We start from the raw sequence: 11,895 nt of genomic DNA on the forward strand, positions 1-11,895 counted from the left end.
ATGAAATATTACAATTTTTGTATCATCATATTATTTATTTTTTATTTTTCTCCAAATTCAAATGCTCAAATATTTGGATTAGATCTTGGAGGAAAAAACTCTACTCAACAAATAAAAAATGATTCTACAAGTTTAGATGATTTTACATTTAACCCTGAAGATACTATACATTTAAATGAATCTAATTTTTATACAGTAAAATTAAAAACAGATTTAGAAAAAAAATATTATTTATGGCTAAGAAAACGTGTTCGTGATGTTTGGCCTTATGTAAGAACTGCCGTTCGTGAATACAATCATGTATCAGATACTATCCAATCAATGGATAAAAAAAGAGAGCAAAGAAAATTTATTAAAAGTAGACAAAAGGAATTAGCAGATAAATTTGAAAAAGAATTAAAAAACATGTCTAATTCTAGAGGCCAAATTATTACCAAATTAATTTATAAAGAAACAAACAAAACAACTTTTGAAATCATAAAAGAGTTACGTGGAGGGTTTAATGCATTTTTATATCAAGCTGCAAGTGGAGCATTTGACATAAACCTTAAACAAACTTTTGATCCAAAAAAAACACGTGAAGACCTATATATAATTGTTATTTTACAAAGAGATTTTGCTAATGGAATCCTCAAACCCATTGACGAAGATGATTAAGAATTTTAATTGAGTTTTATAAATTATAATTTTTCATTATATTTGATTTTAATAAAAGGGAAAAAGTGCAAAAAAATATAAAAAGAATTGGTGTTTTAACCTCTGGGGGAGACGCACCTGGAATGAATGCTGCATTACGTGCAGTAGTTAGAGCATGTAAATTTTATGATATAAAATCTATAGGAATTCGTCAAGGATATGAAGGTTTAATCAACAATGATATGATTGAACTTGGTCCTCGTTCCGTAAAAAATATAATTAATCAAGGAGGGACAATTTTAAAGACTGCTCGTTCACAAGAATTTAGAACTCCTGAAGGAAGAGCTAAGGCTTACAAACACTTAACAGAAAATAACATTGACGCTCTTGTTGTTATTGGTGGAGATGGTTCTTTTACTGGTGCAAATATTTTTCATAAAGAATATGGAGTTCCTTTTATAGGAGTTCCTGGTACTATTGATAATGATATTTTTGGTACTGATTTTACTATAGGATATGATACAGCTCTTAACACAGTTGTAGAAGCTGTAGATAAGCTACGTGACACTGCTACATCTCATGATCGTGTTTTCTTCGTAGAGGTTATGGGAAGAGATGCAGGTTTTATTGCTCTTAATAGTGGTATAGCTTCTGGTGCACAAGATATTTTGATTCCTGAACAACGCGATAGTGTAGAAAATTTATGCAAATCACTTGAAAGATCTGCAGAATCTGGTAAAAAATCTAGTATCGTTATCATCGCTGAAGGAGAAAGTCTTGGTGGTGTTTATGAAATTGCAAAACAAGTAAAAGAAATACATCAAGAATACGATATTCGTGTAACTGTATTAGGACACATACAACGTGGTGGTTCTCCTACATGTCATGACCGTGTTCTTGCTAGCCGATTTGGTATAGCTGCTGTTGAAGGTTTATTAGAAGGTAAAACAAATTTGATGGCTGGAATTCGTTCTAGTAAAATTGTTTTTACTCCAATCGAAGAAGCTATTAAAAAGCACAACGAAATAGATACAGAACTTATAAAAGTTGCTAATATATTAGCAATCTAAAAAAAATAAATATAAAGGGAAAAATTATATATTATGTCAAAAATTAAAATTGGAATCAATGGATTCGGAAGAATTGGTAGCTTAGTATTTGGAGTTGCTATCAAAAGAAAAGATATCGAAATTGTCGGAATTAACGACCTTGTAGATGTTGATTATTTAGCTTACATGTTAAAATATGACTCTGTTCATGGTAAATTTGAAGGTGAAGTTAAAGTAGAAAACGGACACTTAATTGTAGACGGTCAAAAAATTAGAGTTACTGCTGAAAAAGATCCAGCTAACTTAAAATGGGACGAAGTTGGAGCTGAAATCGTAGTTGAAGCTACAGGTTTATTCTTAACTAAAGAAACTGCTGGTAAACATATTGAAGCTGGTGCTAAAAAAGTTGTTTTAACTGGACCTTCTAAAGATGATACCCCTATGTTTGTTATGGGTGTTAATAATGATAAAATAACTGCTGCTGATACTATCGTTTCTAATGCTTCTTGTACTACAAATGCATTAGCTCCTTTAGCTAAAGTTATTCATGAAAACTTTGGAATTGTTGAAGCTTTAATGACAACTATTCACGCAACTACAGCTACACAAAAAACAGTAGATGGACCATCTGCTAAAGATTGGAGAGGAGGAAGAAGTGCATTAGTAAATATCATTCCTTCTTCTACTGGTGCTGCAAAAGCTGTAGGAAAAGTTATACCTGAATTAAATGGAAAATTAACAGGAATGTCTTTCCGTGTACCAACTGCTGATGTATCCGTTGTTGATTTAACAGTTAAATTAGAAAAAGAAACTAATTATGACGAAATCAAAAAAGTTATTCACGATGCTGCAGAAGGAGAATTAAAAGGAATTTTAGGATACACTGAAGATCCATTAGTTTCTCAAGACTTTGTAGGAGATACAAGAACTTCTATTTTTGATGCTGAAGCTGGTATTATGTTGAACCCTACTTTTGTAAAGTTAGTTACATGGTATGATAACGAAATTGGTTACTCTAATAAAGTAGTAGATCTTGTTGAATACGTTTCAAAAATATAATATTTTAATAATTTAGTTTATTTTATTTAAGCCTTTCTTTAAAAGAAAGGCTTTTTTATTAACTATAATTTAAATTTTAAGAATATATTAAGAATTATTCTGTTAATGTTGTGTGAAATAATTTTTAGTTTATTACATTTGTTACAAATCTAAAGCCTATAGAAAACGTATACTTTAAAAACAACTATAATATCCCAGCTATGAATTACGATAATGACTCAGTGCTTATCAAAAATTATATTGACGGTGATGAAAAATCACTAGAAATTTTAATAAAAAAATATAAAAATAGAGTTTTCAGTTTTATTTATTCCAAGGTTTTAGAAAAGGATATTACTGAAGATATTTTCCAAGACACTTTTATAAAAGTAATTCTTACTCTTAAAAGTGGTGGCTATAATGAAGAAGGAAAATTCCTTCCTTGGGTTATGCGTATTGCTCACAATTTAACAATAGATTATTTTCGTCTTAATAAAAAATCACCTACAGTTAGAGAATCTAATAACAGCGACAGTGATTACAGTATCTTTGATTTTATTGGTATTTGTGACGAATGTTCTGAAACTATTTTAATCAAAAAACAAATCAATCAAGATTTAATAAAAATGATCGACCAACTTCCAGATGATCAAAAAGAAGTTTTAGAATTAAGAATTTTCAAAGAACTTAGTTTTAAAGAAATCGCTGAAGAAACTAATGTAAGTATAAATACAGCTCTAGGTAGAATGAGATATGCTATCATTAATTTAAGGAAAGTCATTGAAAATAATAACATTACTTTAACAGTTGATTAAAAAATATTTATCATATAATTACGTTTATGTAATAAATAAGATTATATGATTGAATTTTACTCAGAAAAATTAGAACCAAAACAATCAACAATTGATAAATTATTATTGTTTTCAAAATCTATTTCTACTGTAAAATCAGAAGAATTAAAGACTAAATTAATTATTAATTTAAATTAATTTAAAATCTATTTCATTTTCAAATAAAAAACGCCTAAAATAATATATTTTAGGCGTTTTTTTATTATCTATTATAAATTACTTTTCTACAAAGGTAGTTTGTATATACAATTCATCTTTTTGTGCTTGATCTATTGTTGCAGGTGCATCAATCATTACATCTCTTCCTGAATTATTTTTAGGGAAAGCTATATAATCACGTATTGTTTCAGAACCATCCAAAATAGAAACAAATCTATCAAAACCAAATGCTAAACCTCCATGTGGTGGCGCACCATATTTAAATGCATTCATTAAGAATCCAAACTGTGCTTCTGCTTGCTCAGGAGTAAATCCTAACAATTCGAACATTCTTGCCTGAATAGCTTTATCATAAATACGAATAGAACCTCCACCAATTTCATTACCATTTAAAACTAAATCGTAAGCATTAGCTCGAACTTCTCCAGGGTTAGAAGTTATCAATTCCATATCTTCTGGTTTTGGCGAAGTAAACGGATGGTGCATTGCATGGTAACGCTCAGTTTCTTCATCCCATTCTAATAAAGGAAAATCTACAACCCAAAGTGGCGCAAATTCTTCTGGTTTTCTTAAACCTAAACGCTCTGCAATTTCCATTCTTAAAGCTGATAATTGTGCACGAACTTTATTCGTATTACCAGACATCACCAATAAAATATCTCCAGCCTTAGCATTCATACGTTTTGCCCATTCAGCTAAATCTTCTTGAGAGTAGAATTTATCAACAGATGATTTATACGTACCATCTTCGTTACAACGAACCCAAACCAATCCGCTTGCACCAATTTGTGGACGCTGAACCCATTCTATTAATTTATCAATTTCTTTACGTGTGTAAGAATTACATCCTTCAGCAGCAATACCAACGATTAATTCTTGTTCATCAAAAATCTTAAAATCATGTCCTTTTGCTAAATCTGTAATTTCACCAAATTCCATCCCAAATCTAATATCTGGTTTATCATTTCCAAAACGACGCATAGCTTCAGCAAACGTTATTCTTGGGAAATTATCAAATTCTAAACCTTTAAATGTTTTTAATAAATGTTTCGCTAAACCTTCAAAAACATTCATAATATCTTCTTGTTCAACAAAAGACATTTCACAATCTATTTGTGTAAACTCTGGTTGACGGTCGGCACGTAAATCTTCATCACGGAAACATTTCACGATTTGAAAATAACGGTCCAAACCGCCTACCATCAACAATTGTTTGAAAGTTTGTGGAGATTGTGGTAAAGCATAAAACTCACCTGGATTCATACGAGAAGGAACAACAAAATCACGTGCACCTTCTGGTGTAGATTTTATTAAAACAGGTGTTTCTACCTCAACAAATTCTTGTGCGTCTAAATATTTTCTTACTTCTTGTGCAACTTTAGAACGGAAAATCAATTTTTCCTTAACTGGGTTACGACGAATATCCAAATAACGGTATTTCATTCTTATGTCTTCTCCCCCATCTGTATTATCTTCAATCGTAAAAGGTGGCAAAGCAGACTCATTAAGAATTGTAATATCTTCTGCTAATATTTCTATATCTCCTGTTGGAATATTTGGATTCTTAGATGCTCTTTCTATAACAGTTCCTTTCACCTGAATTACAAACTCACGTCCTAAATTACGTGCAGTTTCAAATAATTCTTTAGAAGAACGTTCCTCATCTAAGATAATTTGCGTGATTCCGTATCGGTCACGTAAATCAATCCACATCATAAAACCTTTGTCACGTAGTGTTGAAACCCAACCGCTTAATGTTACTTGTTCATTAATATTGGCTTGAGTTAATTCACCACAAGTATGTGTTCTAAACATTTATCGTAAAATTTATAACACAAAGGTAAAGCTTTAGAACGAAATAAAGAAGGTTAAGAATTATTTTGAAAAATAATTTAGTTTTAGGCAAACCCTTCGGGACACGCTTTCCGCTCCCAATCTTTTTACTTCGCTAAAACGCTACATAAAAAGGATTTCCTCTACAATCGTTTTTGCAATTCATATAATATATAACTAAGTAAAAAAGTATTTTATATTTACGGAGCTAAATAAGTGAGCCAACATTTTAGAAAAAACAGTACCAAAATGAAATTTATGGATTTAGACAATGGAAATTTTAAAATTTCAGATATTTTAATTATCAGTCGTAATACACACTTTTCAGAATTACTTGAAAAATTTCCTAATAATAAAATTTGGGACATCAAAAATGGATATAGATGGATATACTTTGACAATGAAAATATTAATGAAAAAAAATTAAACATTAGTATATGCTTTAAAAATGAAAATATCTTTGAAATTCATTTCAGTTTCTCTAATTCTACGCAACAAATTTGGAGCGAATGGACAACCGAAAAAGAACTTGAACAAAAAAATATATACGATTTTTTTTTAACTTCTGAATTCGGAAATAAACGAAAATATAAATGAGGAAAATTTGGAGCAATTTATGATTCAAGAAGTGGGGGAACCTTTATGTTTTTAAAATATCATTAAGTATGGCATCAAATAAAAAAGCAATAACTATATGTATGTAAATATTAACGGAACGGTAATTAACAAATAATAAAATTGAATATTTTTCTGAATATTTTCATTCAAATGATGGAGGAAGATCTTATATAAAATAAACTTACGAGCAATTACACCAGACAATAAATTTTGAGGATTTTTATCACGAAAAAATATCCAAAAAAAATAAAAATTGAAACTGCTGAAAAATAAAAACATCGCCTAACATAAGTAACTGTCGTATAACTCCAATTTTAAAATAAAACATAACATTTTTAACCTCGTTTAATCCTTTTTAAACAAGATTTATATGTTTCGACAAACTCCTTTAGATTTGAAAATAAAAAAAAGATTATATTTATAAGAAAGAGAACGTGCTTAAGTAAACTAAGACAGACTCCGAGTTTAAAACTCATTTGTTGATTCAGACTTAAACACTTTTTTGTAAAATACTCAGATAGAAATCCAGGAAAAACCCATTATTAAGGAGTCGAGATTTTACAATTTTCTCTTTCAAATTAACTTGTAAATCTAAATTTATGGAAAAAGTATTTTCAAATTAAAAATAATGTAAAAGAGATTAGTCAATTGATTAAAAAAGTAGTTAAAGATCAAAATGTTGTAATTGCTATGGAAAATACAGGAAGGTATAATTCTAATTTATTCGAATATCTGTCAACCAAAGATTTTAAAATTTATGTTCCAAACCCTCTTCATCTAAAGAAGTCAATTGGCTTATATCGTGGAAAAAATGATAAAATAGATAGTCAACGAATTTGTTCGTTTATAGAGAAGAATTATACTGATTTTAAACAATGGAAACCTTCGAATAAAACAATTGATAAATTAGGTTCTTATATACTGAAAGAAGGTATAGAACAAAAATAAAAGCCAGTTTATTAACACAACAAAAGGACTATAAAATCATAAAAAATAGTCTTGATAAAGAATTTATTCGTTACAAGAAACAACTGATTCAATTATTAGAAAATCAAATTATTAGATCATAAAATTGAATATTTTATCACTCTTGATACTGACTTAAATGAACATTTTGAGTGTATACAAACTATTTCAGGTTTTGGAAAAGTATTTAGCAACATTAATTTTAATAAAAACAAAAGGCTTTACAGAAATCGATTCTCCTAGAAAAATGGCTTGTTATGCTGGTGTTGTTCCATTTAAAAATAAATCAGGATCTTCCATTTTCGGAAAGAATCGGGTTTCATTTTTCGCAGATAAGCAATTGAAAAGGTTTTACATTTGGCTGCTTGAAGTACGATAAGATTAAATAATGACTTGGCTATTTATTATCGACGAAAAGTCGAACAAGGAAAAAAACAAAATGTTAGTCTTAAACGCTGTGAGAAACAAAATTATTCATCGTATTTATGCATTAATTAAAAATCAAACTTTTTATCAAAATAAATTGGTTTTATCATAGAAATCAATATGATAGAAAAAAATAAATGAATGAAGGTTTTCTGTCTTAGATTTCGACACAATTTTTCTACATTTCCATTTCGGAAAATCACTCTATCTGACAGAAAGAAAATAAAATTTATATCATTACTAAAATCTAATATTTCAACTCTTAATTTGCAATAGCGATTGTAGCGGAAATCCTTTTATAATTGGATGCATTTCGGCTTCGGCTCAATAACCAATTATAAAAGATTGGGAGCGATAAAGCGCGTCCCGAAGGGATTGCCCACAAAAAAAAACATATTAATAAAAATATATTTTTCTCCTCTTATTTTTATTTTTTATCCACTACTGGACGATTTTCGGCATTTGCTAAAATCCACGCTGTGTTAAAAGCTAACTGAGTCCTGCGTTTTAATAAGTCATAATTTATTTTATCTGGTGTATCTCCTGGTTGGTGGTAATCATCATGCACTCCATTAAAAAAGAAAACAGATGGAATATTATGTTTTGCAAAATTATAATGATCAGATCTATAATAAAAACGATTTTTATCTTGTGGATCATCGTATCTGTAATCTATATTTATACCCAAATTTTCATTCGCTTTTATTACAGTATTATACAAATCTGTAGATAACATATTAGAGCCAATAGCATAAACATAATCTTTTGTTTTCTCGTCATGTTCATAATCTATTCTACCTATCATATCTATATTGATATCTGCAATTGTATTATCTAAAGGAAAAATAGAATGCTCTGAATAATATTTAGATCCTAAAAGACCTTTTTCTTCCCCAGATACATGCAGAAATAAGATAGAACGTTTTGGAGAAAATCCTTTTTTTTCTGCTTCTCTGAATATTCTAGCAACCTCCATTACACCTACAGTTCCAGAACCATCATCATCTGCACCTGCATACAATTTTCCATTTTTTATACCTTCATGGTCATAATGTGCAGAAACAACTAAAATTTCATCTGGTTTTTCATATCCTTTTATAAATCCCATAACATTTCTCATTTGGCCATTAACTCTACTAAAAGTTCCTTCTGGTATAACTTGAAAATAATCATTATTTGGTCCACTAATTCCTAAATCTTTATAATAATTAGCTATATAATTTCCTGCTTTTATTTCTCCTTCAGAACCTGCATTTCTTCCTTGCATTTCTTCTCCAGCAATTATATAAAGATTCTTTTTCAGTTTTTCTTCGGAAATATTTTCAGAATATTTATAAAGATATTTATCATATTTTTCTTGAGATGGTAATTTAGTAGAGTTACAACTTAATAAAGTAATTGTGAGAGTAATTCCTAATAAAATTTGTTTCATGTTAATTTTTTAACTTAAATTTAAAAATAAACTAATAAAATCATTAAAAAAAGACTTTTGTATAAAAAACGAATATTTATACTATTTTATCATTTTTTTGGGTAGTCTTTTTTTATATTTGCCCGTTTTTAAATTAATTATGTCACAATTATTCAGAAAAAAATCTGTCGCATCCATTCTAGCTGAGTCAGATAAAAATTCAGCCTCAATGAAAAGGACTTTAGGAGTTCGAGATTTAACAGGTTTTGGAATTGCAGCTATTGTTGGAGCAGGAATTTTTAGTACGATTGGTCGTGCTAGTTTCGAAGGTGGTCCAGCAGTAATCTTTTTATTTATTTTTACAGCAATTGCATGTGGATTCACTGCTTTTGCATATGCAGAATTTGCTTCATTAGTTCCTGTTTCTGGAAGTGCATATACATATAGTTATGTTGCTTTTGGAGAATTATTCGCTTGGGTAATTGGTTGGGCACTTATTATGGAATATGCAATAGGAAATATAGTTTTAGCAATATCTTGGAGTGACTATTTTACTACTCTACTCTCCGGCATGGGATTACATATTCCTGAATGGATGACTATGGATTATTTTACAGCGAAAGAAGGATTTGAATTCATAACAAATGAACTAGCAAAAGGTAAAACTTTAGAATCTTTAGCAAATTCGAACTACGCACAAGAAATACCAAAGTATTTAGCATTTAAAAATGCACCTAACATTGGATTCAATCTTGTTGTTGATATTCCAGCTTTAGTAATTACATTCTTAATTACTGCTTTAGTTTACAGAGGAATTAATGAATCTAGAAAAGCTAGTAATGCAATGGTCGTATTAAAACTCGCAGTTGTATTTTTAGTTATTATAGTTGGAGCATTTTATGTAAATCCAGATAATTGGAATCCTTTTGCTCCTAATGGAATTGGAGGAGTTTTAGCTGGAGTTTCATCTGTATTTTATGCTTACATTGGTTTTGATGCAATTAGTACAACTGCAGAAGAATGTAAAGATCCTAAACGTGATTTACCAAGAGGTATTTTTGCTTCTATTATTATATGTACAATACTATATGTTATAATTGCATTAGTAATCACAGGAATGGTTCATTATTCTGAATTGAATGTTGGAGATCCTTTAGCTTATGTTTTTGATAAAATAAATGATTTAAAATGGCTTGCAGGAATTATAGCTTTATCTGCTGTTGTAGCTATGGCAAGTGTATTTATTGTTTTTCAAATTGGACAACCTCGTATTTGGATGACTATGTCTAGAGATGGATTATTACCTAAGAAATTTTCTAAAATTCATCCTAAATTTAAAACTCCATCCTATGCAACAATTTTCACAGGTTTCGTAGTAGGTATTCCTATTTTATTTACAGATTTAGAATTGGTTGTTGATGCCTGCTCTATTGGTACATTATTCGCTTTTGTATTAGTTTGTGCTGCTGTAATTAGAATGGATGCCAATCCAAATGCTACAAGAGGTAATTTTAAAACTCCTTTTATTAATGCTAAATATATAATGCCATTTGTAACACTTTTAATTATTTTTATTTGTTCTACAACTTTTCAAAAAGAATCAAAAAGCTTCTTTACAAATGAATCCCAAGTTACACCTGTAGAAAAATTTGTAAGTTCTTTAAGTGATAAAGAATTAAAAGATTCTTATAATACAATAAATAATATATCAGGAAATGAAATAGAGCATATAGATGATTATTTATCTAATTTAAATCCTGAGACTTACGAAAATACAATTAAAAAATTACCTGTATACGAAGGAAAGAAAACAGAACAAGGATGGAACGTATTTAAACATAAAATACCTATGTATATTTTCATAGCTATTTATATATCAATGTTTTTTCGTTGTTTCTTTAAAAGAACATCTATAATTCCTTTAGCTGGTATGCTATGCTGTTTTTATATGATGGCTCAATTAGGATTAAAAAATTGGCTTATATTCTTAATTTGGTTGGCTATTGGACTTATAATTTATTTCTCTTATGGTTACAAGCACAGTAAATTAAAAAAGAATTAAATTTTAGAATAATTTATAAAAATAAAAGGATCAAATAAGTTTATTTGATCCTTTTATTTTTATAAATCAGATGTAACTTTATCAAATTTTAAAATAATAAAATTATCATCAAGAGTAAACGTATAAAAACTCATTTTTGTTTTACTAGTTCCTTTTTCCATAAAAATATTTTTAACAGGTAAAACGATATAAAATTTAAAATGACTATCTTTTTCAAAATGTTTTACAGCTGAATAATATATTAAATTATACCAACTATCTATTGGTGAATAGATTCCATAGAAATCTGGAAATATTTCATTTTGTCCGTTTTTATAAACATCAACTAACTTGTATTTATCGATATCCAATTTAGGAGCACATTTATAAAAATTTGTTTTTTCACAAAAATCTAAATTATCATCATATTTTACCATATCTAACTTTATTCCAAACTCATTGATTTCAAAATTTTCAAATTTATTAATCATTGGATCGATAAGGATTTCTTTATTTATTTTACTATTATTATTTGTTTTTATATCATCAACAATAACTTTATAAATATTTAGACGAATTTGATCAGGATCAATTTCCTGAGCTTTCAGCAAAAAAGATAAAAAAAGTATAGAAATATAGAAATAAAACTTCATAACTAATTATTTTGGTATAATACTTGATATATGGTAATTAATTAAAATCAAATTTATGATAAAAAGTTTTAATAAAATATTATTTAAAATTTAAATCAGTTAACGTTTTGTTAAACAATGATTTATTTATTAAATTTAAGCTATTAAAAACAATTAAATAACATATTACTTACCAATTAATTAAACGAAATTAAATACATATTATAAATAA

General features: G+C 28.3%; 12 protein-coding genes. 9 read left to right on the forward strand and 3 right to left on the reverse strand.

All coding sequences use genetic code 11. From position 1 onward, the window contains the following. The 5 genes from RT575_RS12670 (at position 1) to RT575_RS12690 (ending at position 3,715) form a co-directional block, all read left to right on the forward strand. Entirely contained in the window at positions 1–657 is a 657-nt protein-coding gene (locus RT575_RS12670; RefSeq protein ID WP_313385693.1) for a DUF4294 domain-containing protein, read from the forward strand. A 65-nt stretch (positions 658–722) separates the two neighbouring features. Further along, positions 723–1,706 (forward strand): 6-phosphofructokinase, encoded by a 984-nt coding sequence (gene pfkA / locus RT575_RS12675; protein ID WP_313385691.1) that lies wholly within the window; start codon positions 723–725, stop codon positions 1,704–1,706. A 33-nt stretch (positions 1,707–1,739) separates the two neighbouring features. After that, positions 1,740–2,744: a type I glyceraldehyde-3-phosphate dehydrogenase gene (gene gap, locus RT575_RS12680; RefSeq protein ID WP_313385690.1), complete on the forward strand. Its 1,005-nt coding sequence runs from the start codon at positions 1,740–1,742 to the stop codon at positions 2,742–2,744. A 200-nt stretch (positions 2,745–2,944) separates the two neighbouring features. Then, positions 2,945–3,538: a sigma-70 family RNA polymerase sigma factor gene (locus tag RT575_RS12685; RefSeq protein ID WP_313385689.1), complete on the forward strand. Its 594-nt coding sequence runs from the start codon at positions 2,945–2,947 to the stop codon at positions 3,536–3,538. Between the two features lie 45 nt (positions 3,539–3,583). Then, positions 3,584–3,715, forward strand: coding sequence for a hypothetical protein (locus tag RT575_RS12690; RefSeq protein ID WP_313385688.1), 132 nt, complete (start codon positions 3,584–3,586; stop codon positions 3,713–3,715). Between the two features lie 78 nt (positions 3,716–3,793). On the opposite strand, the gene aspS is transcribed toward RT575_RS12690, so the two are convergent. Continuing rightward, the gene (gene aspS / locus RT575_RS12695) at positions 3,794–5,551 is read right to left on the reverse strand and encodes an aspartate--tRNA ligase (RefSeq protein WP_313581334.1); all 1,758 of its coding nucleotides are present in this window, start codon (positions 5,549–5,551) and stop codon (positions 3,794–3,796) included. 267 nt (positions 5,552–5,818) lie between these two features. Here aspS and RT575_RS12700 point away from each other — a divergent pair, with 267 nt between their 5' ends. The 3 genes from RT575_RS12700 (at position 5,819) to RT575_RS12710 (ending at position 7,532) form a co-directional block, all read left to right on the forward strand. Beyond that, positions 5,819–6,166, forward strand: a complete 348-nt coding sequence (locus RT575_RS12700) for a hypothetical protein (RefSeq protein ID WP_313581336.1) — start codon at positions 5,819–5,821, stop codon at positions 6,164–6,166. A gap of 639 nt (positions 6,167–6,805) precedes the next feature. Continuing rightward, the gene (locus tag RT575_RS12705; RefSeq protein ID WP_313581390.1) at positions 6,806–7,135 is read left to right on the forward strand and encodes a transposase; all 330 of its coding nucleotides are present in this window, start codon (positions 6,806–6,808) and stop codon (positions 7,133–7,135) included. A 166-nt stretch (positions 7,136–7,301) separates the two neighbouring features. After that, entirely contained in the window at positions 7,302–7,532 is a 231-nt protein-coding gene (locus tag RT575_RS12710; RefSeq protein ID WP_313581338.1) for a transposase, read from the forward strand. 474 nt (positions 7,533–8,006) lie between these two features. Here the strand turns inward: RT575_RS12710 and RT575_RS12715 are convergent, their stop codons facing one another. Beyond that, positions 8,007–9,011 (reverse strand): M20/M25/M40 family metallo-hydrolase, encoded by a 1,005-nt coding sequence (locus tag RT575_RS12715; protein ID WP_313581340.1) that lies wholly within the window; start codon positions 9,009–9,011, stop codon positions 8,007–8,009. 139 nt (positions 9,012–9,150) lie between these two features. Here RT575_RS12715 and RT575_RS12720 point away from each other — a divergent pair, with 139 nt between their 5' ends. Next, positions 9,151–11,052, forward strand: coding sequence for an amino acid permease (locus tag RT575_RS12720; protein WP_313581342.1), 1,902 nt, complete (start codon positions 9,151–9,153; stop codon positions 11,050–11,052). Positions 11,053–11,111: 59 nt separating this feature from the next. Here the strand turns inward: RT575_RS12720 and RT575_RS12725 are convergent, their stop codons facing one another. Continuing rightward, positions 11,112–11,684, reverse strand: coding sequence for a hypothetical protein (locus tag RT575_RS12725; RefSeq protein WP_313581344.1), 573 nt, complete (start codon positions 11,682–11,684; stop codon positions 11,112–11,114). Positions 11,685–11,895: the final 211 nt, after the last annotated feature.

Origin of the sequence: Chishuiella sp., from assembly GCF_032109125.1 — a bacterium.
In the GTDB taxonomy this organism is placed as follows: domain Bacteria; phylum Bacteroidota; class Bacteroidia; order Flavobacteriales; family Weeksellaceae; genus Empedobacter.

Coding starts and splice junctions, on each gene's coding strand:
- RT575_RS12670 (WP_313385693.1), top strand. CDS start 1: ATGAAATATTACAATTTTTGTATCATCATATTATTTATTTTTTATTTT.
- gap (WP_313385690.1), top strand. CDS start 1,740: ATGTCAAAAATTAAAATTGGAATCAATGGATTCGGAAGAATTGGTAGC.
- RT575_RS12685 (WP_313385689.1), top strand. CDS start 2,945: ATGAATTACGATAATGACTCAGTGCTTATCAAAAATTATATTGACGGT.
- RT575_RS12690 (WP_313385688.1), top strand. CDS start 3,584: ATGATTGAATTTTACTCAGAAAAATTAGAACCAAAACAATCAACAATT.
- aspS (WP_313581334.1), bottom strand. CDS start 5,551: ATGTTTAGAACACATACTTGTGGTGAATTAACTCAAGCCAATATTAAT.
- RT575_RS12700 (WP_313581336.1), top strand. CDS start 5,819: ATGAAATTTATGGATTTAGACAATGGAAATTTTAAAATTTCAGATATT.
- RT575_RS12715 (WP_313581340.1), bottom strand. CDS start 9,011: ATGAAACAAATTTTATTAGGAATTACTCTCACAATTACTTTATTAAGT.
- RT575_RS12720 (WP_313581342.1), top strand. CDS start 9,151: ATGTCACAATTATTCAGAAAAAAATCTGTCGCATCCATTCTAGCTGAG.
- RT575_RS12725 (WP_313581344.1), bottom strand. CDS start 11,684: ATGAAGTTTTATTTCTATATTTCTATACTTTTTTTATCTTTTTTGCTG.